We start from the raw sequence: 21,012 nt of genomic DNA on the forward strand, positions 1-21,012 counted from the left end.
TGGTGTGCCGCGTCCGTGTGCTATGCCGGGCGGATTGTACTCCCACCCATAGCTGCTGCCCACGGCGTCAGGCCGCAGGGTGGCGATGCCGGATACACGCAAATCATGTCCCAACTGACTCTAGCCCTGCACCGGGTGCAGACGCAACTGGCCGAGGCCGCCCACGCCGCCGGCCGCGACGCCGCCACCGTCCAGCTTCTGGCGGTGAGCAAGACCTTTCCGGCCGAGGCCGTGCGTGAGGTATACGCCGCCGGCCAGCGCGCCTTTGGCGAAAACTACGTCCAGGAGCTGCAGGCCAAGGCGGCCGAGCTGGCTGACCTGGCAATCGAATGGCACTTCATCGGGCCGCTGCAATCCAACAAAACCCGCATCGTGGCAGAAACCGCACACTGGGTGCACGCCATCGACCGGCTGAAAATCGCCGAGCGGCTGTCGGCGCAGCGCCCCGCCCATTTGCCGCCGTTGCAGGTGTGCGTGCAGGTGAATGTATCGGGCGAAGACAGCAAGAGCGGTTGCAGCCCGGCCGATGCGCCGGCCCTGTTGCAGGCGGTGGCGGCCCTGCCCGGCTTGCAGCTGCGCGGCCTGATGTGCATTCCCGAGCCGACGCAGGACGCGGCCACGCTGGCAGCCCGCTTTGGTGTCTTGCGCCAGCTGCAACAGCAGATGGCGGCGCAGGGGCTGGTATTGGATACCCTGTCGATGGGCATGTCGGCCGATATGGCGCAGGCCATTGCCGCCGGTAGCACCCTGGTGCGGGTGGGTACGGCCATCTTCGGTGCCCGCCACTATCCGGCTTGAGCTAACATCGTTCTGCAGCGTGTGCTGTATACAATCTGCAAAGAGAGAAGCATGAACATTACCTTCATCGGTGGCGGCAATATGGCCACGGCCATCATCGGCGGGTTGGCCGGCGACGAGCACCACATCCAGGTGGTGGAGCCGGGGGCGGAAAAGCGCCAGCAACTGGTCGCCGACTTCAATGTGACGGCGCTGGCGGCCCTGCCGGCGGCATTCACGGCTGACGACATTATCGTGCTGGCGGTCAAGCCGCAGGTATTGCGCGAGGTATGCCAGAGTCTGGCGCCGGTACTGGGGGGCGCGCTGGTGATCTCCATCGCCGCCGGCATCGGCATTGCGGCCATGACGCGCTGGCTGGGCAGCGACCGTATCATCCGCGTGATGCCGAATACCCCGGCCATGGTCGGCAAGGGTGTCTCCGGTCTGTACGCGGCGGCCAACGTGGCGGCAAGCGACCGCGAGCACGCCACCGCCATCATGGCCGCGGTGGGGGCCACCACCTGGTTGGCCGCAGAAAGCGGTATCGACGACATTACCAGCGTTTCCGGCAGTGGCCCGGCCTACGTGTTCTACTTCATCGAGAGCATGATCGAGGGTGCGGTGAAAGCCGGCTTCGGCGAGGAAGAAGCCCGCCGTCTGGTGCTGGCAACCTTTGACGGCGCCGTGGAGCTGGCCCGCCAGAGCCCGCTGCCGGTGGCCACCCTGCGCCAGAACGTGATGAGCAAGGGCGGCACCACCGAACGCGCCATCTTCCGTTTTGAGGCCGACGGCGTGAAGCCGGCCATTGTGGCCGGCATGACGGACTGCCGCGACCGCTCGGTGGAACTGGGTATAGAACTTTCCAAGGACTGACATGCTGCTCGAGACCCTGCAATTTCTGCTGCAAACCGTCGGCGGGCTGTTGTCGCTGGTGTTGCTGATGCGCTTTTACCTGCAACTGGCCAGGGCACCGCACAAGCATCCGCTCACGCAGTTCGTGATGGCCGTCACCAACTTTGCCGTGCTGCGCCTGCGTCGCGTGGTGCCGGCCTGGCACGGTTACGATAGCGCGTCGCTACTGGCGGCTTTCTTGGTGACCTTGCTGGTGACCTCGTTGTCGGTCGCCATCAGCGTAATGCCCTACGACTTTGCCCACCCGCAGACCTGGCTGGGTCTGGTACTGCTGTCGCTGCTGGAGCTGTTCCGCCAGTCGCTCAACCTGCTGTCCGGCGCCATCATCGTGCAGGCCATCCTCAGCTGGGTGAGCCCCTACAATGCCATCAGCCCGATCCTGGATGCGCTCACCCGCCCCTACCTGAAGCCGTTTCGTGCGGCCAACGTGGGCGGTGTGGACCTGTCGCCGCTGATCGTGCTGCTGATCATCCAGGTGTTGCAGATGCTACTGCTGCGGGTACTGGAACAGCTGTTCTTGATGCAACTCAAGATGGCGGTCTGAAAGAGCCAGTATTTAACTATCCTGTTCGCCGCAGCCCATGCGGCGTCATTTCTCTGGAGAAACCTGCAATGAAGAAAATGCTGTTTGCCGCGCTGGCCCTCAGTGCACTGGCTGCCCCGGCGTTTGCCAACCTGCAACTGGCGCAGAAGAACAACTGCACCGCCTGTCACGCCGTAGACAAGAAAGTGGTGGGCCCGGCCTACAAAGATGTAGCCAAGAAATACGCCGGCGACAAAACCGCTGAAGCCAAGCTGATCGCCAAGGTGAAAGCGGGTGGCGCCGGTGTCTGGGGTGCCGTGCCGATGCCGCCGAACCCGCAGGTCAGCGATGCCGATCTGAAGACGCTGGTAAAGTGGGTGCTGTCGCAGAAGTAAGCGACCTGCATCTATAGGCGGCCTGCGGGCCGCTTTTTTGTTTTTGCATCGAATCAATGGCAGATTGCTGCGGTGCAGCTTGTGATCTGTGTCGGCGAGCGCTATATACAAACATAAATCCCGTTTTGTTCCTGTACGGCTGTTGCACTTTCCTTATGCCGTCGGTAATCTCTCTCGCCTGTCTGCCACACTACCTTGTTGGAACACATCACCATGGCCAAGCTGACTGAACAAGACATCATCAACTGGTCCGGCGACGATTACATGAACGCCGACCACCTTGAGTTCTTCAAGGAGCGCTTGTTGCAGATGCAGCAGGAGCTGCTGAGCAACGCCAACGCCACGGCCAGCCACCTGCAAGAGCAGGAAGCCACGCCGGATCCGGCCGACCGCGCCACGCTGGAAGAAGAGTACGCGCTGGAGCTGCGCACCCGCGACCGCGAACGCAAGCTGCTGCAGAAAATCCAGTCCACCCTGCGCCTGATTGAGGAAGGCAACTACGGTTACTGCGAAGACACCGGCGAGCCGATCGGCCTGAAGCGCCTGCTGGCCCGTCCGACTGCCTCGCTGTCGGTAGAAGCGCAAGAACGTCGTGAGCGCATGAAGCGTCAGTACGCGGACTGAGTCTGCGATAGCAAGGCGAGCACGAGGCACCCTGCGGGGTGCCTTTTGTTTTGCACGCAAGGCTTGGCAGCGCGCAGTGACTCGGGTTAATGTTGCTGTGCAAACAAACAGATAAAGCCCCAAGGACAAAGCAATGCATCGCCAGACCGACGACGTCAGAATCCGTGGCATCAAGGAACTGCTTCCCCCGATCGCCCACCTGTACGAGCTGCCGATCAATGAACCGGCCGCCGAACTCATTTACCACACCCGCCGTGACATCGGCCGCCTGCTGCGTGCCGAAGACGACCGCCTGCTGGTGGTGATCGGCCCCTGTTCCATTCACGACCCGGCAGCCGCCGAAGAATACGCCCGCCGCCTGTTGCCGTTGCGCGAAAAGTACGCCGGCGAACTGCTGGTGGTGATGCGCGTGTACTTCGAAAAGCCGCGCACCACCGTAGGCTGGAAGGGTCTGATCAACGACCCGCACCTGAACGAAACCTTCGACATCAACACCGGTCTGCGCCTGGGCCGTCGCCTGCTGCTGAACCTGAACAGCATGGGCATGCCGGCTGCCACCGAATTCCTGGACATGATCACACCGCAATACCTGGCCGACCTGATCAGCTGGGGTGCCATCGGCGCGCGTACCACTGAGTCGCAGGTGCACCGCGAGCTGGCGTCCGGCCTGTCCTGCCCGGTGGGCTTCAAGAACGGTACCGACGGCAACCTGAAGATCGCGGTGGACGCCATCCGTTCGGCCAGCGTGTCGCACCATTTCCTGTCGGTGACCAAAACCGGCCATTCCGCCATCGTGGAAACCGGTGGTAACCCGGACTGTCACGTGATCCTGCGTGGTGGCAAGGAACCCAACTACGAAGCCCGCTTCGTGCAGGCTGCCGCCGCCGAACTGGCTGCCGTCGGCCTGGCGCAAAAGCTGATGGTGGATTTCAGCCACGCCAACAGTCGCAAGGATTACCGTCGCCAGATGGAAGTGTGCGACGACGTGGCGCAGCAACTGGCCGCCGGCGATACCCACATTTTTGGCGTGATGGTGGAAAGCCACCTGGTAGAAGGCCGTCAGGACCTGAAACCGGGCTGCGAGCTGACCTACGGCCAGAGCATTACCGACGCCTGCATCGGCTGGGACGATACCGAAAAGCTGCTGGCCACGCTGGCCGACGCGGTGAGCGCCCGTCGCCTGAAGCAAGGCAGCGCTGGCAAGTAAGCTGGCCCGACAGCATGCAAAACCCCCGCCGGACAGCGGGGGTTTTTGTTTGCCTGCGGCCAACGTTGGCCGCCATGCCGATACGTGGCTTAGTCCTTGCCGTCCATCAGCTTGCCCAGACCGCCCAGCAGCGAGCCCTGTTCGCTGCTGCTGCCGCCTGCACGCGGGCTGGCGGCCACGATGCGGTCTGCCAGCCGCGACAGCGGCAGTGACTGCAGCCATACCTTGCCTGGCCCGGTCAGGCGGGCAAAGAACACGCCCTCGCCGCCAAACAGCGCGCTCTTGAGCTTGCCGACGTATTCGATATCAAAATCCACGCTTGGTTGGAACGCCACCACGCAGCCGGTATCGACGCGTAGCACTTCGCCCGGGTGCAACTGGCGGCAGGTCAGTGTGCCACCGGCGTGCAGGAAGACATAGCCGTCGCCTTCCAGCTTTTGCATGATGAAGCCTTCGCCGCCAAACAGGCCGGTGCCGATCTTTTTCTGCAGTGCCAGCCCCAGGCTTACGCCTTTGGCGCCGGCCAGAAAGCTGTCTTTTTGCGCGTGCAGCACGCCGCCCAGTTCCTTCAGGTGCACCGGCACGATTTTACCGGGATAGCTGGCCGCAAAGGCCACCTTGCGTTTGCCATTGCCCTGGTTCTGGTACACGGTAGTAAAAAGCGATTCGCCGGTGACCAGCCGTTTACCGGCGCCCAGCAGCTTGCCGAACAGGCCGCTTTCGCTGGCCGAGCCGTCACCGAACACGGTATCCATGCTGATGCCGTCTTCCATGTAGTACAGCGCACCTGCCTCGCCTACGGCGGCTTCGCCCGGGTCCAGTTCCACCTCGACGTACTGCATGTCGTCACCAAACACTTCGTAATCGATTACATCCATGCTCATCGCGCTACTCCTTGGCTTGAAGGGATGGCCCATGCTAACTGCTTGTTTGGCAGCCGGCAAAGGTGATGGTGGTTAGGACTGGCGGTCTGTCTGTTCGGTCTCGCCCTTTGTCGGGCGCAGCAGCATAATCCATAGATGTAGCACGATGCCGGCCAGCGGTACCAGCCCCAGGATGATGACGAAAACCCACTCCAGCGGGCTGAACAGGTCGCTCAGAGCCATGGTTGCTCCTTGTGGTGTCGGATACGAAAAAGGCCGCCCGCAGGCAGCCCGGTGCAGCAGGCAGCCGCTAGCGGCTGCCGTGCAGGTTTACTTCACGATCTGGGCCAGCTGGCCTTGCAGATACAGGTTGGCCATCTTGTCCAGGCTTACCGGCTTGATCTTGCTGGCCATGCCGGCAGCGCCGAAGGCTTCGTAGCGGGCGATCACGATGTCGCGCATGGCCACGGTGCTGGCGGCCAGGTATTTGCGCGGGTCGAACTCTTTCGGGTGCTGCGCCATGAAGCGGCGGATGGCACCGGTAGAGGCCAGACGCAGGTCGGTGTCGATGTTCACCTTGCGTACGCCGTGCTTGATGCCTTCCACGATCTCTTCCACCGGCACGCCGTAGGTTTCACCCAGGTCGCCGCCGAATTCGTTGATGATGGCCAGCCACTCTTGCGGCACGCTGGACGAACCGTGCATCACCAGGTGGGTGTTGGGAATGCGAGCGTGGATTTCCTTGATGCGGTCGATGCGCAGTACGTCACCGGTGGGTTTTTTGGTGAACTTGTAGGCGCCGTGGCTGGTGCCGATGGCGATGGCCAGCGCGTCCACGCCGGTGTCTTTCACGAACTGGGCGGCTTCTTCCGGATCGGTCAGCAGTTGGCTGTGGTCCAGCACGCCTTCGGCGCCCACGCCGTCTTCTTCGCCGGCCATGCCGGTTTCCAGGCTACCCAGGCAACCGATTTCGCCTTCTACCGATACGCCGCAGGCGTGGGCAAAGTTCACCACGGTACGGGTGACGTCCACGTTGTAGGCGTAGTCGGCCGGGGTCTTGCCATCGGATTTCAGCGAGCCGTCCATCATCACCGAGCTGAAGCCCAGCTGGATGGAGCGCTGGCACACGTCCGGGCTGGTGCCGTGGTCTTGGTGCATTACCACCGGGATATGCGGAAACTCTTCTACCGCCGCCAGGATCAGGTGACGCAGGAACGGTGCGCCAGCGTATTTGCGGGCACCGGCCGATGCTTGCACGATCACCGGGGCGTCAACCTTGTCGGCCGCTTCCATGATGGCGCGCATCTGCTCCAGGTTGTTCACGTTGAAGGCCGGCAGGCCGTAGCTGAATTCTGCTGCGTGGTCCAGCAGTTGACGCATCGAAACGAGTGCCATGGTTGATATCTCCAGTATTGTGGGATGGCCTGCTTGTGGCAGGCCATGAAAAATCGTGCCCCGGCCAGGCCGGGGGGTTACGCGCGGCTGACCGTGCTCAGTGCCACGCCTGCCGCCATGAAAGAGCCGCCGGCAAAGCGGTTCATCAGGCGCAGCCGGCGCGGGCTGGTCAGCCAGTGTTTCAGGCGCGCCCCGCCGAAGGCGTAAACCAACTGCCAGCTCACTTCGATCACGAAGAAAGTGGCAGACAGCGCCACCAGTTGCGGCAACTGCGGTACGTCGGCACGCATGAACTGCGGAAACAACGCGGTAAAAAACACAAAAGCCTTCGGGTTGCTCATCGCCACCAGAAAGCCGGTACGAAAACGTTGGCCGCGGCTGCTCTCTCCAGCCACCACGGCGTCGTCGTTACTGCCCTGCTCTGCCACCGGCGCGCGCCAAGCCTGGTAGCCCAGCCACACCAGGTACGCCGCACCGGCGTACTTGACGATAGAGAACAGCAGCTCGGAGGTGGCCAGTACGGCGCCCAGCCCGGCGACGGACCCGGCCATGATCAGCGCCAGCGCCACCAGCAGTCCGGCCAGCGTGGGCAGCGCCCCCGTCAGGCCAAAGCGGATGCCGTGGCTCATCGCCAGCAGCATATTGGGGCCCGGCGTAGCGGACACGAAAAACACCGTTACCACGAACAACAGCCAGGTTTGCATGGCCATGGCGACCTCCTTGCAGGTGACAAGCCGAGTCTAGGCGCAGCGCCTGTACCCGGCAAGTTTCAACGGGGCGCGGTAGCGCCCCGCCGCGCTATCAGGCGCGTTCGCCCAGGATGGCGACCGCCGGCAGGGTTTTGCCTTCCAGGAATTCCAGGAACGCGCCGCCGCCGGTGGAGATGTAGCTGATCTTGTCGGTCAGCTCGTACTTGGCGATGGCGGCCAAGGTGTCGCCGCCGCCGGCGATGGAGAAGCCTTCGGCGTCTGCGATGGCCTGGCCCAATACGCGGGTGCCTTCGGCAAACTGGGCAAACTCGAACACGCCTACCGGGCCGTTCCACACCACGGTGCCGGCCTTGGCCACGATGGCGGCCAGTGCCTGGGCGGAGTCCGGGCCGATATCCAGGATCATGTCGTCGGCACCGACGTCAGCGACCGCTTTCAGGGTAGCGGTGGCGCTTTCGGCAAATTCGGTGGCACATACCACGTCGCTCGGCAGCGGCACGTCGCCGCCACGGGCGCGGATTTTGGCGACCACGCGTTTGGCGTCGTCTACCAGGTCGGCTTCGGCCAGCGATTTGCCGATGGCGTGGCCTTCAGCCAGCAGGAAGGTGTTGGCGATGCCGCCGCCCACGATCAGCTGGTCTACTTTGTCGGCCAGGCTTTCCAGAATGGTGAGCTTGGTGGAGACCTTGGAGCCGGCCACGATGGCCACCAGCGGGCGGGCCGGGGCCAGCAGCGCTTTGCCCAGCGCGTCCAGTTCGGCAGCCAGCAGGATGCCGGCGCAGGCTACCGGCGCGTATTGTGCCACGGCGTGGGTAGAGGCTTCGGCGCGGTGGGCGGTACCGAACGCGTCGTTGACGAACACGTCGCACAGGCTGGCGTAAGCCTGGCCCAGCTCGGCGTTGTTCTTTTTCTCGCCCTTGTTCAGGCGCACGTTTTCCAGCATCACCACATCACCTGCGGCCAGGCTGAGGCCGGCTTGCCAAGTGTCGGTGACGGTCACGGTTTTGCCCAGCAGTTCGGACAGGCGGGCAGCTACCGGCGCCAGGCTGTCTTCCGGCTTCGGCTCGCCTTCGGTGGGGCGGCCCAGGTGGGTCATCAGGATCACGCTGGCACCGGCTTCCAGGCAGTGCAGGATGGACGGCAGGCTGGCGCGGATGCGGGTGTCGTCACCGATGACGCCATTTTTTACCGGCACGTTCATGTCCACGCGGATCAGCACGCGTTTACCGGACAGCGCGAGGTCGGTCAGTTTCTTGAATTGCATGGTTGTGGCCTTTTGGAAAACAAGTAATGAAACAGGCTGCTTGCTTGTGTGCAGGGCCGCCCGGTCGCCGTGTGGCGCCAGGCTGTGTTGTGTTGCCAGGCCCGGTGGAGCGGGCCTGCACGCCGTGGGCATTGCCGCCATTATGCCACTCGCCTGTGCGGCGGTGGCCGGTGGCGCTGCCCGGCAAGCAGCGTGCGGCCAACCTTGCAGGTTGGCCGCAGGGCTTGCTTACTTGGCGGCGAACATCGCGCGAGCGGTTTTCAGCATCTGCTGGCAGAAGCCCCACTCGTTGTCGTACCAGGCCAGCACTTTCACCATATTGCCGCCGGTGACCTTGGTGAGGGTGGCGTCGAAGAAGGAGCCTTCGGTGGTGTGGTTGAAGTCGCTAGAAACCAGCGGCAGGGTGTTGTAACCCAGGGTGCCCTTCATGCTGCCTTCGGACGCCTTTTTGACGATCTCGTTAACTTCGTCTTTGGTGGTGTCGCGGCTAGCGGTGAAGGTGAGGTCCACCAGCGAAACGTTGATGGTCGGCACGCGTACCGCAAAGCCGTCCAGCTTGCCTTTCAGTTCCGGCAGCACCAGGCCCACCGCTTTGGCAGCGCCGGTCTTGGTGGGAATCATGTTGTCGGTAGCGGAGCGGGCGCGGCGCAGGTCTTTGTGACGCACGTCGGTCAGCACCTGGTCGTTGGTGAAGGCGTGGATGGTGGTCATCAGGCCTTTTTTGATGCCGATGGCGTCGTGCAGGGCCTTGGCTACCGGGGCCAGACAGTTGGTGGTGCAGGACGCGTTGGATACGACGGTCATGTCGGCAGTCAGGATGTCGTGGTTCACGCCGTACACGATGGTGGCGTCCACGTCGTCACCGCCCGGAGCGGAAATCAGCACTTTCTTGGCGCCGGCGTCCAGGTGCAGCTGGCACTTTTCCTTGGTGGTGAACGAGCCGGTGCATTCCAGTACCAGGTCTACGTTCAGTGCCGCCCACGGCAGTTCGGCCGGGTTGCGGGTGCTGAAGAACGGGATGCGGTCGCCGTTAACGATCAGGGCTTCTTCATCGTGGCTGACATCGGCAGCAAAACGGCCGTGCACGGTATCGAACTTGGTCAGGTGCGCGTTGGTGGCCAGGTCGCCGGAGGCGTTGACGGCAACGATCTCGAAATCGCCACGCAGGTTGTATTCGTAGATGGAACGCAAAGCCTGACGGCCGATACGGCCGTAACCGTTGATTGCGATGCGGATGGACATGGTTTTCTCTCCCAGAAATAAAAGCCCGTGAACCGGTGCAGGCCCTGCTGCGGCCAACGCTGGCATGGTCGGGCTGTGGAACCCGACCCGGCTTGGCACCCTGCCGTACTTTTGTACTGTTCTGGGTGTTGGGGCGCGCGGTCGCTTGGGGGGCTGTCCGTGTCCGGGGCACGAATAAAAAGCCGCCCCTCGTTGTCACGGGGGCGGCTTGTTGTTATGCGCGGATCACGCTCTTGGTCTTGGCAACCACGTTATCCACGGTAAAACCAAACTCCTTGAACAGTACGCCGGCCGGGGCGGATTCGCCGAAGTGGTCGATGCCGACCACGTCGCCTTCCAGGCCCACGTACTTGCGCCAGCCGTCGGTCACGCCGGCTTCGATCGCCACGCGCGGCAGGCCTGCCGGCAGCACGCTGGCGATGTAGGCCTTGTCCTGCTTGTCGAAGGCGTTGGTGCACGGCATGGACACCACGCGTACGGCGATGCCTTCGGCAGCCAGCGCTTCCTGCGCTTTCAGCGCCAGTTCCACTTCGGAACCGGTGGCCAGCAGCACGGCCTTGGCGTCGGCAGCGTCACGCAGCACGTAGCCGCCCTTCTTGATGCCGTCGATCTGCGCGGTGTCACGGGTGACGAACGGCAGGTTCTGGCGGCTGAAGATCAAGCAAGACGGGTGATCCTTGGCGGACAGCGCCTCGGCCCAGGCCACCAGCGACTCGACGGTGTCGCACGGGCGCCAAACGGCCATGTTCGGGATCAGGCGCAGGGTGGCGATTTGCTCTACCGGCTGGTGGGTCGGGCCGTCTTCGCCCAGACCGATGGAGTCGTGGGTGAATACGAAGATCGGGTTGATCTTCATCAGCGCGGCCATGCGCAGCGCGTTGCGGGCGTATTCGCTGAACATCAGGAAGGTGGCGCCAAACGGCTTCACGCCGCCGTGCAGAGCCAGGCCGTTCATGATGGCGGCCATGCCGAATTCGCGCACGCCGTAGTGCACGTAGTTGCCGCCGGTTTCACGTGAAACGGCCACATTGCCCGGCCAGTTGGTGAGGTTGGACGGCGTCAGGTCGGCCGAGCCGCCCACCAGCTCCGGCAGTACCTCGGCCAGCGCGGCGATGGCGTTTTGCGAGGCCTTGCGGGTGGCGATGGTTTCGCCTTTTTCGTTCACGGCAGCGATCTTGGCTGCAACGTGGGCATCCCAGCTTGCCGGCAGTTCGCCAGCCATGCGGCGGGTGTACTCTGCGGCCAACTCAGGGTAGGCCGCGGCGTAGCCGGCGAACAGTTTGTCCCAGGCGGCTTCGGCTGCGGCACCTTTGGCTTTGGCGTCCCAGGCGTCGTAGATCGGCTGCGGAATCACGAACGGCTCGTAGCCCCATTGCAGGTGGGCACGGGCGGCGGCGATTTCGGCGGCACCCAGCGGCGCGCCGTGGACATCGTGGCCGCCTTGCTTGTTGGGCGCGCCTTTACCGATAACGGTCTTGCAGCAGATCAGCGTCGGGCGGGTGGTTTCTTTCTTGGCGGTGTCGATGGCGATTTGCAACTCTTCGGCGTCGTGGCCGTCTACGTTGCGGATCACCTGCCAGCCGTAGGCTTCAAAGCGGGCCGGGGTGTCGTCGGTGAACCAGCCTTCCACGTCGCCGTCGATGGAGATGCCGTTATCGTCGTAGAACGCGATCAGCTTGGACAGGCCCCAGGTGCCGGCCAGGCTGCAGGCTTCGTGGCTGATGCCTTCCATCAGGCAGCCATCGCCCAGGAACACGTAGGTGTGATGGTCAACCACCGGGAAACCGTCGCGGTTGAATTCGGCGGCCAGGATCTTTTCGGCCAGTGCCATGCCTACCGCGTTGGTGATGCCCTGGCCCAGCGGGCCGGTAGTGGTTTCCACGCCCGGTGCGTAGCCGTACTCCGGGTGACCCGGGGTCTTGCTGTGCAACTGGCGGAAGTTTTTCAGGTCTTCGATCGAAAGGTCGTAGCCGGTGAGGTGCAGCAGGCTGTACAACAGCATGGAGCCGTGACCGTTGGACAATACGAAGCGGTCACGGTTGGACCAGTCCGGATTGGCGGGGTTATGCTGCAGATGATCGCGCCACAGGACTTCGGCGATGTCTGCCATGCCCATCGGGGCGCCGGGGTGACCGGATTTAGCCTTCTCCACGGCATCCATGGACAGGAAACGCACGGCGTTGGCGAGCTCGGTTCGGGTGACCATTCGGGGAAAACCTCAACTTGTAGGGAACCGGAACAACGGCCGGACCATCGCTTTTGCCGACGGCCTAACCGTTGCGAAATCATGAAATTATCGCCGATTTTGCGGCACCGCGGCAACCGCACCGCAAAGCCAGGCCTTTGTTTTTACGCGTAATAAAACTACGCTCGCGCTAGTACCTTGATACCGGAGAGATTTATCGTGATGCAGACCCCACCCGCCCATGCCCTGCCCCCGCGCAAGGTGCCGGCGTCGCACGGCTGGCAATGGCTGCGCCAGGCGTTTTTCCTGGTGCGCGAGCAACCGCTGACCTGGGTGCTGTTTGCCGTGTGCTACCTGCTGCTGCAATCGCTGCTGGGCAGCCTGGGGGCCGTTGGCCAGTTGCTGACCATGGTGACGGTGCCGGTGTTTGCCGGCGGTTTCGTGCTGGCAGCGGCGCGCGCCGACCGCGGCGAGACGCTGCGGCCGCTGGATGTGTTTGCCGCGTTCGGCAGCCACGTGCGCCAGCTGGTAGGCCTGGGGCTGGCCTACTTCGGCTTGCTGGTGGCCGCGATGATGCTGGTGGTCATCGGTTTGCTGGCGCTGGCCGGCGGGTCGCTGGGCGATGAAGCCCTGGCCGCCATGCCGCTGGGCAAGCAGATCGTCGGTTTTGCCTTGCTGGCAGCCGGCATGTTCATTGCGTCGTTGCTGTACTGGTTTGCACCGGCGGCGGTGGTGCTGGGCAGTTTCGACCCGCTGCGGGCGATGCGGCGCAGCCTGGCCGGTGGCTGGTTGAACTGGCAGGCGGTCTTGCTGTGCGGGGTGATGCTGGCGGTGCTGCTGTTTCTGGCCATGCTGCCGTTTGGACTTGGGCTGTTGTTATGGCTGCCAGTCATGTTCGTGTCGGTCTACGTGGCGTGGCAGGACGTGTTTGGCAGTGGCTTGCCGCAGCGCGGCTGATGGTGTGCGGCCAACATGACAAGGCCCGCCGCGATTGCGGCGGGCCTTGTGCTTTTTCACGCGGGCAGGCATGGCCCCGGGCTCAGGCGTCGCGGCGCATGTCCACGTGCAGGATGCCGCCGTCGTCGTAAGGCTCGGACACGGTACGGAAGCCGAACTGCTCGTAAAAGCCCAGCTTGTCCTGCTGCGCCGACAGCATGATGGCGCGGCCCGGAAACAAGCGCTCGCTGTGCGCCACGGCCTGCTGCATCAGCGGTTTGGCCAGGCCGCTGCCGCGGGCGTGCGGCGGTATCACTACGCGGCCGATGGCGACGGCATCCGGGTACTTCACGCCGGGGGCGATCAGGCGGGCGTAGGCCAGCAGACGCTCGTGCGCGTCGCGGCCGGACAGGTGCCAGCAGTCGGTGTCGATGCCGTCGATGTCGCCATAGAGGGACTGCTGTTCCACCACGAACACCTGGTCGCGCAGTTGCAGTACCTGGTACAACGCTAGCGGGGTAAAGTCATGAAAACCGTGGCATTGCCACCGTACGGGGTTGGGCATAGTACAATCCTTGCTTATATGTCACTTTCTCGTGATCCGAACATAACACGCTGCGCGCTCTGCGCAACGTTTGCTACCCCACTATGAGCCAGAACGAATTGTTTGCTGACCACGGCAATGCCGCCCAGCCCCCCGCTCCGCCTGCGGCCAACCCGGTTGCGCTGGACGACGGCAGCCTGGCGCTGGACCTGTACGCCGAACGCGCCTACCTCGAATACGCGATGAGCGTGGTAAAGGGCCGCGCCCTGCCGGAAGTGGCCGACGGCCAGAAGCCGGTACAGCGCCGCATCCTGTACGCCATGCGCGACATGGGCCTGACCCACGGCGCCAAGCCGGTGAAATCCGCCCGCGTGGTGGGTGAAATCCTGGGTAAATACCACCCGCACGGCGACAGCTCGGCTTACGAGGCGCTGGTACGTATGGCGCAGGACTTCACGCTGCGCTACCCGCTGATCGACGGCCAGGGCAACTTCGGTAGCCGCGACGGCGACGGTGCCGCCGCCATGCGTTACACCGAAGCGCGCCTGACGCCGATTGCCGAACTGCTGCTGGCCGAAATCGACATGGGCACCGTGGACTTCGTGCCCAACTACGACGGTGCCTTCGACGAGCCGGCGCTGCTGCCGGCGCGCCTGCCGATGGTGCTGCTCAACGGCGCCTCCGGCATTGCCGTCGGCATGGCCACCGAGATCCCGCCGCATAACCTGTCCGAGGTGGCGGCCGCATCGCTGGCGCTGCTGGCCAACCCCAACCTGACCACCGCCGAGCTGATGCAGCACGTGCCGGGCCCGGACTTCCCCGGCGGCGGCCAGATCATCACCCCGTACGAAGACATCCTGGCCGCCTACGAGCTTGGCCGCGGTAGCGTGCGCGTGCGCGCCAAGTGGGAAGTGGAAAAGCTGGCCCGTGGCCAGTGGCGCGTTATCGTGTCCGAGCTGCCGCCTGGCTCCAGCGCGCAGAAAGTGCTGGCCGAGATCGAAGAAGCCACCAACCCCAAGGTGAAATCCGGCAAGAAGGCGCTGACGCAAGACCAGCAAAACCTGAAGAGCCTGATGCTGTCACTGCTGGACCGCGTGCGCGACGAGTCCGACGGCGAGCACCCGGTACGGCTGGTGTTCGAACCCAAGTCCAGCCGCCAGGACCCGGACGAGTTCATGAACATCCTGCTGGCGCAAACCAGCCTGGAAGGCAACGCCTCGCTCAACCTGGTGATGATCGGCATGGACGGCCGCCCGGCGCAGAAAGGCCTGAAAGCCATCCTGGCCGAGTGGCTGCAATTCCGCCAGCACACCATCACCCGCCGCCTCAACCATCGCCTGGGCCAGGTGGACAAGCGCATCCATATCCTGGAAGGGCGCATGATCGCCTTCATCCATATCGATGAAGTCATCCGCGTCATCCGCGAGTCCGACGAGCCCAAGCCGGAGCTGATCAAGGCCTTTGGCCTGTCCGAAGCGCAAGCTGAAGACATCCTGGAAATCCGCCTGCGCCAGTTGGCGCGGCTGGAAGGCTTCAAGCTGGAAAAAGAGCTGGGCGAGCTGCGCAAGGAACGCGACAACCTGCGCCACCTGCTGTCCAGTGAAGCCGCGCTGCGCGGCAAGATGGCCGAAGAAATCCGCGAGGACGCCACCAAGTACGGCGACGCCCGTCGCAGCGAGATCAAGGTGGCCGAACGCGCGGTGCTGACGCAAACCGTGGCCGACGAACCGGTCACCATCATCCTGTCGCAAAAAGGCTGGGTGCGCGCCCGCGTGGGCCACAACGTCGACCTGTCGGCGCTGGCGTTCAAGGACGGCGACGCGCTGCATACGGTGGTGGAAACCCGCACCGTGTGGCCGCTGATCGTGCTCGATAGCCGTGGCCGCGCCTACACCATCGACCCGGCTGACGTGCCGACCGGTCGCGGTGACGGCGTGCCGGTGGCCAGCCTGGTCGAGCTGCAAGACGGCGCCAAGCCGGCGCAGATGCTGTCCGGCAAGGAAGACACCCGCTTTGTGGTGGCCGGCAGCGGCGGTTACGGCTTCATCGCCAAGATTGGCGACATGGCCGGCCGCGTCAAAGCCGGCAAGGCCTTCCTGACGCTGGACGACGGCGAGACCGTGCTGGCACCGGTACCGGCTGCGGCCAACCTGGACGGCGTGCGCCTGGTCGCCGCCAGCGACGGTGGCCGCCTGCTGGCCTTCCCGGCCAGCGAGCTGAAAGAGCTGGCCAAGGGCCGCGGCCTGATGCTGATGGCGCTGGACGACGGCGAGGCACTGACCGCGGTCGGCCTGGTGCACGGCGAAAAAGCGCTGCTGGCCACGGTGTCGGTACGCGGCAAGGTGGGCGACGAAAAGCTAGCGCTGGCCGAGTTTGACGGCAAGCGTGGCCGCAAGGGCAAGCTGATGCCGAAGAAGTGGACGGTTGGCCGCATCGGCAACCCGGACTAAGCCGATGAGCAGCCCTGCCCTGCAGCCCGCGCTGCTCACCTCCGGGCGGGCGCTGCGTTACTACAACCTGTTCCGCGTGGCCAGCATCGCCGCCCTGCTGATGATGACGCAGTGGGCGATGCCGTTTCTGGAAGGCCGCAACGCCTGGCTGTCGGGCTGGCTGGGCATGTACGCCGGGCTGGCGGTATTCGGCCTGCTGCTGGGCCGCACCCGGCTGCCACTGAGCTGGAGCATCACCCTCAGCCTGGCCGGCGACATCGCACTGCTGGTGCTGTACATGCACGAGTACGGCGGCGTGCAGAGCGGTTTCGGCATGCTGCTGCTGCCGTTCCTGGCGGTAGCCGGCATGCTGGTGCCGGGGCGGCTGGCGCTGTTCCACGCTGCGATGGCCACGCTGGCGGTATTTGCCAGCGTGCTGGCCGACATGCTGCACGGCATCAGCCTGCCACGCGAACTGTTCCAGGCCGCCCTCTTGGCCATCGCCTGTTTTGTCACCAGCAGTACCACCTGGTTGCTGGCGCGCAAGGCGCGCGAATCGGAAAGGTTGGCCGCAGCCCGTGGTGACGAGCTGGCCAGCCTGAACCGCGTCAACGCGCTGGTACTGCAAGCGCTGCGCGAAGCGGTGGTGGTGGTGGATGGCCACGGCGTGGTGCGCCATTTCAACAGCCGCGCAGAACGCTTGCTGGGCCGTGTGCAGCGCGATACCACGGTGCCGGAGCTGATGCCGCTGATCGTGCGCTGGCAGCGCGCCGGTTGCCCGCCGTACGCCCAGACCGTGGAAAGCAATGTGCGCGGCCAGCAGCTGATCGGCCGCATGGTGCCGCTGGAAGAAAACGGCACCCGTTTGCTGGTGCTGTTCCTGCAGAACATCGCCGAGCAGGCCGCCGAGGCGCAACGCATGAAGCTGACGGCGCTGGGCCGTCTCACTGCCAATATTGCCCACGAAATCCGCAACCCGCTGGCCGCCATCAGCCACGCCAGCGAACTGCTGGCCGAAGACGCCAGTGACCCGGCCAGCCGCCGCCTGGCCGGCATGGTGCAAGACAACACCCGCCGCATCAACCGGCTGGTGGAGGAAGTCTTGCAGCTCAACCGCCGCGACCGCGTGCAACCCGAGAGCATCGAGCTGGGCCGCTTCCTGCCCGAGCTGCTGGACGGCTTTGCCATGGCCAACCCCGATACCGCCGGCCGTATCCTGACGCGCTATCTGGCCCCGGTTACCACCCGTTTCGATCGCGGCCACCTGCAACAGATCCTGACCAACCTGCTCAGCAACGGCTGGCGCCACAGCAGTGCCACCACCGGCGCCGTCCGCATCGACGTGTCGCGTGAGGCCATCAGCGTCATCGATGATGGCCCGGGTATCGCGCCGCAGGCGCAGAGCCAGCTGTTCGAGCCCTTTTTCACCACGGAAAGCAGCGGTACCGGCCTGGGGCTGTATATCGCCCGCGAGCTGGCCGAAGCCAACGGCGCGCGGCTGGACTACCTGCCGCCCGGTGGCTGCTTCCGCCTGATCCTGCCGAAAGAGACATGAGCCGCGTACTGATTGTTGACGACGAACCCGATATCCGCGAACTGCTGCAACTGACCCTGCTGAAGATGGGGCTGGACGTGGACACCGCCGCCTCGGTAAAAGACGCCTGCCAGCGCGTGGTGGCGTTCCGCCCCGACCTGGTGCTCACCGACATGCGGCTGCCCGACGGCGAAGGCCTGCAGGTGGTGGAATACATCGCCGCGCAGCGGCTGGACATTCCGGTAGCAGTGATCACGGCGTTTGGCAGCACCGAAAACGCGGTGGCTGCCATGAAAGCCGGCGCCTTCGATTACCTGGCCAAGCCGCTCAGCCTGGCGGCGCTGCGGGCGCTGGTGAAGTCGGCCATCCGCCTGCCGGACAGTGCGGCCAACCCGGCGCTGGCCAGCGAGCGGCTGCTGGGCGAGGCACCGGCCATCCAGGAAGTGCGCCGGCTGATTGCCAAGCTGGCGCGTAACCAGGCCGCGGTGCACATCAGCGGCGAATCGGGCACCGGCAAAGAGCAAGCGGCGCGGCTGATCCACGAGCAAGGCCCGCGTGCCGGCAAGCCGTTCGTGGCGGTGAACTGCGGGGCGATTCCCGAAACGCTGATGGAGAGCGAGTTCTTCGGCAGCAAGAAGGGCGCGTTTACCGGCGCTGATGCCGACCGCGACGGCTATTTCCAGCAGGCGCACGGCGGTACGCTGTTTCTGGACGAGGTTGCCGACCTGCCGCTGGCCATGCAGGTGAAGCTGCTGCGCGTGATCCAGGAAAAAACCGTACGCCGCCTTGGCGCTACCCAGGAAGAGCACGTCGACGTGCGCATCATTTCCGCAACCCACAAGCACCTGGCACAAGCGGTGCAGGACGGCCTGTTCCGCCAGGACCTGTTCTACCGCCTGAACGTCATCAGCCTGGCCATGCCGGCGCTGCGCGAATTGCGCGAGGACATCCCGCGGCTGGTGGGCGCCCTGCTCGACCGCTTCTCCGGTAGCGATAGCGAGCGCCCGCGGCTGACACCGGAAGCGGTGAAGGCCCTGCTGGCCTACCACTACCCGGGCAACTTCCGCGAGCTGGAAAACATCCTGGAGCGGGCGGTGGCGCTGTGCAGCGACAACCGCATCGAACCGGACGACCTGCAATTGCACGGTGCCGGCAGCGCGGCCAGCCAGCCGGGCGAGGTGCCGCCGGTGGCCAGCGGCAGCGAAACGCTGCAGGACTACCTGGACCGCGTGGAGCGCGTGGCCATCGAGGCGGCACTACAGCAATGCGACGGCAACCGCACCCAGGCCGCCAAGCTGCTGGGGGTCAGCTTCCGCTCGCTGCGTTACCGGCTGGAGCGGCTGGGGATGAAGTAAGCCCTGGCGCCGTACAAGAAAAAACCCGGCCGTGCAGACCGGGTTTTTTCTTGTGCCGTAGGCGGCTCAGATCTTGAAGCGCGATACCGACTGCCGCAGCTGCTGCGCCATGGCGGTCATTTCGCAGGCGGCCAGCGAGGCGTCGTGCGCCTTGTGGTGGTTCTGGTCGGCCTGCTGCGCCACCCGCTCCACGTTGTGGGCGATGTCCATGCTGGCGGTACTTTGCTCGCGCAGCGCCTCGGCAATGCCCACCACCGATTCTTCCACCTTGCGGGCGCCGTCGCGGATGCTTTGCAGGCTGGCGCCGGCTTCGCTGGCCGACTTCACGCCGGCTTCTACCTGCAGCACGCCGCTGTTCATGCTTTCCACTGCCTCGCGCGATTCGGCCTGGATGCGCTGTACCGTGTCGCTGATTTCCACCGTCGATTGCGTGGTGCGCTCGGCCAGTTTGCGTACCTCGTCGGCTACCACGGCAAAGCCACGGCCCATTTCGCCGGCGCGGGCGGCCTCGATGGCGGCGTTCAGCGCCAGCAGGTTGGTCTGGTCGGCAATGTCGCGGATGACGGTGACCACGCGGCTGATCTGCTCCGAGCGTTCGCCCAGCTGGGTGACGGTGGCGGCGGTGCTGCCGCTGGCGTCGGCGATCTCGCGCATGGTCTGCACGGTGCGGCCAACAATCACTTCGCCGGTTTGCGATACCTGGTCGGACTGGATAGCCAGCTCGCGCGCGTCACTGGCGTACTGGCTCACCTGGCCGATGCTCTGCGTCATCTCCTCGACGCAGGCCGCCATGGCGGCCACGGCGCGGCTTTGCTCTTGCGAGCTGCCGGAGACGTCTTCCGACAGCGCGGCCAGGCCCTGGGCGTTACGCGCCAGGCCATCGACGCTCTGGTTGACCTCGCTGATCAGCTGGCGCAGCTCCTGGCACATCTGGTTGCTGGCCTGCAGTACTTCGCCGATTTCGTCGTGGCGATCCACGGCAATGCTGACGGTGAGGTCGCCGGCGGCCACGCGGCGGGTGGTGGCCACCAGGCGCGACAGCGGCTGGCTGACCCAGCGGCGCATGGCCACAAATACCAGCGCAATCAGCAGTGCGATCACCAGCAGTGTACCCAGCAGCATCTTCACCTGCATTTCGCGCGGTTCGCGCACCAGTTCGTCCTGGTAGGCGCTGGTGGCCACCAGCCAGCCCCAGTGCGGGTAAGACACGAAGGTCGCCAGCTTCACGCGCGGCGTGGTTTTATCCGGGTCCAGCCAGTTGTAGCGGATCAGGCCCTGCTGTTGCGACAGCATGGTCTTGACGAAGGTCTGGCCGTCGGCGTCTACGCTGTCCAGCATGTTCTTGCCTTCCTTGCTGGGGTGGATCAATAGCTCGCCCGGACGTGCCTTGGCGTCCAGCACGTAGACGTAGCCGCTGTCGCCGATCTTCAGCGACAGGATCTTCTGACGCAGCGCTTTCAGGCCGTCGGTGTAGTCGATACCGGCAAACACCACCGCCACCACCTGGCCGGCGGCGTCCTGCAGCGGCAGGTAGTGGGTCATGTAATCGCGGCCGAACAGGCGCGCCGGGCCGGTATAGGCCTGGCCGGCCTTCAGCTGCGCGTAGGCCGGGTGGTCGTGGTTCAGCTGGGTGCCCACGGCGCGGGTGCCGTCCTCTTTTTTCAGCGACGAGGCGACGCGGACAAAGTCGTCACCGCTGCGCACTAACAGGGTGGCGACGCCACGGGTGGCCTGGGTGAAGCGGTCCACCTGGCTTTCGTTGCCGTTCAGCAGCACGTCGCCGCTGTACAGCGCGGGGGCGCTGTGACCGCTGATGGTGACCGGGTTGGCCGCATCGGCGCGCAAGGCGCCAGGCAGGTTGGCCGCCAGTTGTGCGGCGCTATTGCGGGCGCTGCCTTCCAGCACGCTGGCGTAGGCGTCGATGGTATCGACTACCTGCTGGTTGGTTTGCTGCATGGTGTTGACGGCGCGCTGTTCGATGCGCTCCGACAGCCAGCCGGCAACGATCAGGCCGGCCAGGCCGAGGATGACGAACAGGGCAATACTGAGGATCAGGCTGAGTTTCTGCGCCAGCGACAAGCGGGCAAAGGCGGTTTTGGACATGGTGGCTATACACG

Annotated in this window: 19 protein-coding genes; 10 read left to right on the forward strand and 9 right to left on the reverse strand. The window is 64.6% G+C overall.

Annotation, left to right across the window (positions count from 1 at the left end; all coding sequences use genetic code 11):
- Positions 1-105 precede the first annotated feature (105 nt).
- The 6 genes from FLQ03_RS13575 to aroG all read left to right on the forward strand — a co-directional run bounded on the left by FLQ03_RS13575 (position 106) and on the right by aroG (position 4,438).
- Positions 106-798, forward strand: a complete 693-nt coding sequence (locus tag FLQ03_RS13575) for a YggS family pyridoxal phosphate-dependent enzyme (RefSeq protein WP_144370712.1) — start codon at positions 106-108, stop codon at positions 796-798.
- Between the two features lie 51 nt (positions 799-849).
- Complete coding sequence (gene proC, locus FLQ03_RS13580; protein WP_144370713.1) at positions 850-1,650, forward strand: pyrroline-5-carboxylate reductase; 801 nt, start codon at positions 850-852, stop codon at positions 1,648-1,650.
- A 1-nt stretch (position 1,651) separates the two neighbouring features.
- Positions 1,652-2,233 carry a YggT family protein gene (locus FLQ03_RS13585; protein ID WP_144370714.1) on the forward strand — a complete coding sequence of 194 codons (582 nt, stop codon included), beginning with the start codon at positions 1,652-1,654 and terminating at the stop codon, positions 2,231-2,233.
- 68 nt (positions 2,234-2,301) lie between these two features.
- The gene (locus tag FLQ03_RS13590) at positions 2,302-2,607 is read left to right on the forward strand and encodes a c-type cytochrome (RefSeq protein WP_144370715.1); all 306 of its coding nucleotides are present in this window, start codon (positions 2,302-2,304) and stop codon (positions 2,605-2,607) included.
- 213 nt (positions 2,608-2,820) lie between these two features.
- Positions 2,821-3,231: an RNA polymerase-binding protein DksA gene (gene dksA, locus FLQ03_RS13595; protein WP_144370716.1), complete on the forward strand. Its 411-nt coding sequence runs from the start codon at positions 2,821-2,823 to the stop codon at positions 3,229-3,231.
- A 133-nt stretch (positions 3,232-3,364) separates the two neighbouring features.
- Positions 3,365-4,438 carry a 3-deoxy-7-phosphoheptulonate synthase AroG gene (aroG, locus tag FLQ03_RS13600; RefSeq protein WP_144370717.1) on the forward strand — a complete coding sequence of 358 codons (1,074 nt, stop codon included), beginning with the start codon at positions 3,365-3,367 and terminating at the stop codon, positions 4,436-4,438.
- A gap of 89 nt (positions 4,439-4,527) precedes the next feature.
- On the opposite strand, the gene FLQ03_RS13605 is transcribed toward aroG, so the two are convergent.
- The 7 genes from FLQ03_RS13605 to tkt form a co-directional block, all read right to left on the reverse strand.
- Positions 4,528-5,322 (reverse strand): TIGR00266 family protein, encoded by a 795-nt coding sequence (locus tag FLQ03_RS13605; protein WP_144370718.1) that lies wholly within the window; start codon positions 5,320-5,322, stop codon positions 4,528-4,530.
- Positions 5,323-5,394: 72 nt separating this feature from the next.
- On the reverse strand, positions 5,395-5,544 hold the full coding sequence (locus tag FLQ03_RS19150) for a hypothetical protein (protein WP_170252409.1): 150 nt from the start codon (positions 5,542-5,544) through the stop codon (positions 5,395-5,397).
- A gap of 87 nt (positions 5,545-5,631) precedes the next feature.
- Complete coding sequence (gene fba / locus FLQ03_RS13610; RefSeq protein WP_144370719.1) at positions 5,632-6,696, reverse strand: class II fructose-bisphosphate aldolase; 1,065 nt, start codon at positions 6,694-6,696, stop codon at positions 5,632-5,634.
- A gap of 77 nt (positions 6,697-6,773) precedes the next feature.
- Positions 6,774-7,406: a LysE family translocator gene (locus FLQ03_RS13615; RefSeq protein ID WP_144370720.1), complete on the reverse strand. Its 633-nt coding sequence runs from the start codon at positions 7,404-7,406 to the stop codon at positions 6,774-6,776.
- Positions 7,407-7,497: 91 nt separating this feature from the next.
- A complete protein-coding gene (locus FLQ03_RS13620; RefSeq protein WP_144370721.1) occupies positions 7,498-8,670 on the reverse strand; it encodes a phosphoglycerate kinase in 1,173 nt (390 codons plus the stop codon).
- Between the two features lie 228 nt (positions 8,671-8,898).
- On the reverse strand, positions 8,899-9,912 hold the full coding sequence (gap, locus tag FLQ03_RS13625) for a type I glyceraldehyde-3-phosphate dehydrogenase (RefSeq protein WP_144370722.1): 1,014 nt from the start codon (positions 9,910-9,912) through the stop codon (positions 8,899-8,901).
- A gap of 214 nt (positions 9,913-10,126) precedes the next feature.
- Entirely contained in the window at positions 10,127-12,118 is a 1,992-nt protein-coding gene (gene tkt, locus FLQ03_RS13630) for a transketolase (protein WP_144370723.1), read from the reverse strand.
- Between the two features lie 201 nt (positions 12,119-12,319).
- Here tkt and FLQ03_RS13635 point away from each other — a divergent pair, with 201 nt between their 5' ends.
- The gene (locus tag FLQ03_RS13635; RefSeq protein WP_276607778.1) at positions 12,320-13,054 is read left to right on the forward strand and encodes a BPSS1780 family membrane protein; all 735 of its coding nucleotides are present in this window, start codon (positions 12,320-12,322) and stop codon (positions 13,052-13,054) included.
- An 82-nt stretch (positions 13,055-13,136) separates the two neighbouring features.
- Here FLQ03_RS13635 and FLQ03_RS13640 read toward each other — a convergent pair whose 3' ends face one another.
- Complete coding sequence (locus tag FLQ03_RS13640) at positions 13,137-13,598, reverse strand: GNAT family N-acetyltransferase (protein WP_144370725.1); 462 nt, start codon at positions 13,596-13,598, stop codon at positions 13,137-13,139.
- 83 nt (positions 13,599-13,681) lie between these two features.
- On the opposite strand from FLQ03_RS13640, the gene parC reads away from it, so the two are divergent.
- The 3 genes from parC to FLQ03_RS13655 are packed head-to-tail and all read left to right on the forward strand — an operon-like array spanning position 13,682 to position 18,895.
- Positions 13,682-16,027, forward strand: coding sequence for a DNA topoisomerase IV subunit A (gene parC / locus FLQ03_RS13645; RefSeq protein ID WP_144370726.1), 2,346 nt, complete (start codon positions 13,682-13,684; stop codon positions 16,025-16,027).
- A 4-nt stretch (positions 16,028-16,031) separates the two neighbouring features.
- Positions 16,032-17,561, forward strand: coding sequence for a sensor histidine kinase (locus FLQ03_RS13650; RefSeq protein ID WP_144370727.1), 1,530 nt, complete (start codon positions 16,032-16,034; stop codon positions 17,559-17,561).
- On the forward strand, positions 17,558-18,895 hold the full coding sequence (locus tag FLQ03_RS13655) for a sigma-54-dependent transcriptional regulator (RefSeq protein WP_144370728.1): 1,338 nt from the start codon (positions 17,558-17,560) through the stop codon (positions 18,893-18,895). The genes FLQ03_RS13650 and FLQ03_RS13655 overlap by 4 nt, the downstream gene beginning before the upstream one ends.
- Before the next feature lie 66 nt (positions 18,896-18,961).
- Here FLQ03_RS13655 and FLQ03_RS13660 read toward each other — a convergent pair whose 3' ends face one another.
- Positions 18,962-20,998 (reverse strand): methyl-accepting chemotaxis protein, encoded by a 2,037-nt coding sequence (locus FLQ03_RS13660; protein ID WP_144370729.1) that lies wholly within the window; start codon positions 20,996-20,998, stop codon positions 18,962-18,964.
- Positions 20,999-21,012: the final 14 nt, after the last annotated feature.

The organism is Vogesella urethralis, assembly GCF_007644045.2.
GTDB classification, from domain to species: Bacteria; Pseudomonadota; Gammaproteobacteria; order Burkholderiales; family Chromobacteriaceae; genus Vogesella; species Vogesella urethralis.

What these genes read in the sequence shown, in the direction of transcription:
- FLQ03_RS13575 (WP_144370712.1), top strand. Translation starts at nt 106, where the DNA reads ATGTCCCAACTGACTCTAGCCCTGCACCGGGTGCAGACGCAACTGGCC.
- proC (WP_144370713.1), top strand. Translation starts at nt 850, where the DNA reads ATGAACATTACCTTCATCGGTGGCGGCAATATGGCCACGGCCATCATC.
- FLQ03_RS13585 (WP_144370714.1), top strand. Translation starts at nt 1,652, where the DNA reads ATGCTGCTCGAGACCCTGCAATTTCTGCTGCAAACCGTCGGCGGGCTG.
- FLQ03_RS13590 (WP_144370715.1), top strand. Translation starts at nt 2,302, where the DNA reads ATGAAGAAAATGCTGTTTGCCGCGCTGGCCCTCAGTGCACTGGCTGCC.
- dksA (WP_144370716.1), top strand. Translation starts at nt 2,821, where the DNA reads ATGGCCAAGCTGACTGAACAAGACATCATCAACTGGTCCGGCGACGAT.
- aroG (WP_144370717.1), top strand. Translation starts at nt 3,365, where the DNA reads ATGCATCGCCAGACCGACGACGTCAGAATCCGTGGCATCAAGGAACTG.
- FLQ03_RS13605 (WP_144370718.1), bottom strand. Translation starts at nt 5,322, where the DNA reads ATGAGCATGGATGTAATCGATTACGAAGTGTTTGGTGACGACATGCAG.
- FLQ03_RS19150 (WP_170252409.1), bottom strand. Translation starts at nt 5,544, where the DNA reads ATGGCTCTGAGCGACCTGTTCAGCCCGCTGGAGTGGGTTTTCGTCATC.
- fba (WP_144370719.1), bottom strand. Translation starts at nt 6,696, where the DNA reads ATGGCACTCGTTTCGATGCGTCAACTGCTGGACCACGCAGCAGAATTC.
- FLQ03_RS13615 (WP_144370720.1), bottom strand. Translation starts at nt 7,406, where the DNA reads ATGGCCATGCAAACCTGGCTGTTGTTCGTGGTAACGGTGTTTTTCGTG.
- FLQ03_RS13620 (WP_144370721.1), bottom strand. Translation starts at nt 8,670, where the DNA reads ATGCAATTCAAGAAACTGACCGACCTCGCGCTGTCCGGTAAACGCGTG.
- gap (WP_144370722.1), bottom strand. Translation starts at nt 9,912, where the DNA reads ATGTCCATCCGCATCGCAATCAACGGTTACGGCCGTATCGGCCGTCAG.
- tkt (WP_144370723.1), bottom strand. Translation starts at nt 12,118, where the DNA reads ATGGTCACCCGAACCGAGCTCGCCAACGCCGTGCGTTTCCTGTCCATG.
- FLQ03_RS13635 (WP_276607778.1), top strand. Translation starts at nt 12,320, where the DNA reads ATGCAGACCCCACCCGCCCATGCCCTGCCCCCGCGCAAGGTGCCGGCG.
- FLQ03_RS13640 (WP_144370725.1), bottom strand. Translation starts at nt 13,598, where the DNA reads ATGCCCAACCCCGTACGGTGGCAATGCCACGGTTTTCATGACTTTACC.
- parC (WP_144370726.1), top strand. Translation starts at nt 13,682, where the DNA reads ATGAGCCAGAACGAATTGTTTGCTGACCACGGCAATGCCGCCCAGCCC.
- FLQ03_RS13650 (WP_144370727.1), top strand. Translation starts at nt 16,032, where the DNA reads ATGAGCAGCCCTGCCCTGCAGCCCGCGCTGCTCACCTCCGGGCGGGCG.
- FLQ03_RS13655 (WP_144370728.1), top strand. Translation starts at nt 17,558, where the DNA reads ATGAGCCGCGTACTGATTGTTGACGACGAACCCGATATCCGCGAACTG.
- FLQ03_RS13660 (WP_144370729.1), bottom strand. Translation starts at nt 20,998, where the DNA reads ATGTCCAAAACCGCCTTTGCCCGCTTGTCGCTGGCGCAGAAACTCAGC.